Source organism: Arhodomonas sp. AD133 (assembly GCF_051195215.1).
Classification (GTDB): domain Bacteria; phylum Pseudomonadota; class Gammaproteobacteria; order Nitrococcales; family Nitrococcaceae; genus Arhodomonas.
Genome location: NZ_JBNAZM010000148.1, coordinates 1 through 1,289, shown reverse-complemented (window position 1 = coordinate 1,289; position 1,289 = coordinate 1). Strand labels below are relative to the sequence as shown.

At 61.4% G+C, this 1,289-nt stretch carries 1 protein-coding gene and 1 pseudogene; one reads left to right on the top strand and one right to left on the bottom strand.

The features are described from left to right. Positions 1 to 246 (top strand): hypothetical protein (locus ACPEES_RS23430; protein ID WP_435106932.1); only part of this gene is annotated, 246 nt, incomplete at its 5' end. Between the two features lie 137 nt (positions 247 to 383). On the opposite strand, the pseudogene ACPEES_RS23425 reads toward ACPEES_RS23430, so the two are convergent. Continuing rightward, a pseudogene (locus ACPEES_RS23425) lies at positions 384 to 1,217 on the bottom strand (fatty acid desaturase); the annotation flags it as partial. Between the last annotated feature and the right edge of the window lie 72 nt (positions 1,218 to 1,289).

Genomic DNA, 1,289 nt, shown 5'->3' with positions numbered 1-1,289 from the left:
GGCAATCGCGTTCACGAGCGGATTAAGTACCTGGAGCGCCATGAGGTCTTCCAGGCGATGCAGCGGTTCAACATCGGTGCTCGGGTGCGCTTCCATCCCGGGCGCCATGGCCCGCAGACCGGCACCTTGACGAAGTTCAACCAGAAGTCGGTCACCATCGCCGGCGACGATGGCCGCCAGTGGCGCGTGCCCGCCGACATCCTGACACCCGTCGATGCCGACGCACCGAACGATGGTTGCTCCTGACAACCAAATGCGTCATCGAACTCGCCCGCGCTCATCCTGTCTGCCCGGCCGTCAACACGGCCTCGAATGAACGCTTACCCTTGGCCATAGGTCTGTGCTTATGCATTCAGGTCATCGAGCAAGGTGTCTGGAGATCTTCAGCACCGCCCAGGGGGTCTCCGCCCACCGGTGCGGGTACGCTCCGCCTCTCTGAACGAGACCAGGCGCCGCTGGTCCTCATCCCACAGAGCAAGCGATACGCCCGCCAGACTCTGGCGGAGGGTGATGCGCCTCACGTCCCGAAGTTCCGGATAGTCCTGCAGCACTTCGCGGAGCCGGTATGACGGAATGCGACTGCACAGGTGATGGACATGGTGCACGCCGATGTTGGCGCTGAACCATCGCAGCAAGCCCGGTAACGCGTAGTACGAACTCCCATGAAAGGCCGCCTCATGGAATTCCCACTCGTCCTGGTGCTCCCAGTAAGTGTCTTCGAATTGATGCTGGACATAGAACAGCCAAACACCCATTGCCGAGGCAAGCAGCGTAATGGGAAGCTGCACGAGCAGGAAATCGCCAACACCAACGAGCGCGATCACACCGGCCGCCACCAGAACGATGCCTGCATTCGTGCCCATTGTGCTCACCCAGGGCATCCACCCGGACCGCATGAAACACACGGGTAACCGGTGATCCAGCAAGAAGACGTACGCCGGGCCGATCCCGAACAGGACCAGTGGATGGCGGTACAAGCGATAGCGCAGTTTTTGACGCCTTGGGAGCGCTTGGTACTCGCGCACGGTCAGCGTATCGATACCGCCGACATTGGGTCGGTCCAGGTTGCCGGAACTGGCGTGGTGGATCGCATGGCTGTGACGCCAGAGATCGTAAGGCGTCAGGGTAAACACCCCGATGACCCGGCCGACCCAGTCGTTGGCACGTCGAGAGCGGAAAAACGACCCGTGGCCGCAATCATGCTGGATCATGGTAAGCGTCCGCTGACGACCGTCTTGCGCGAGAGCGGGGTGATGGTTACGTGTTGATCTCGTCGGTGAACTCGCCGT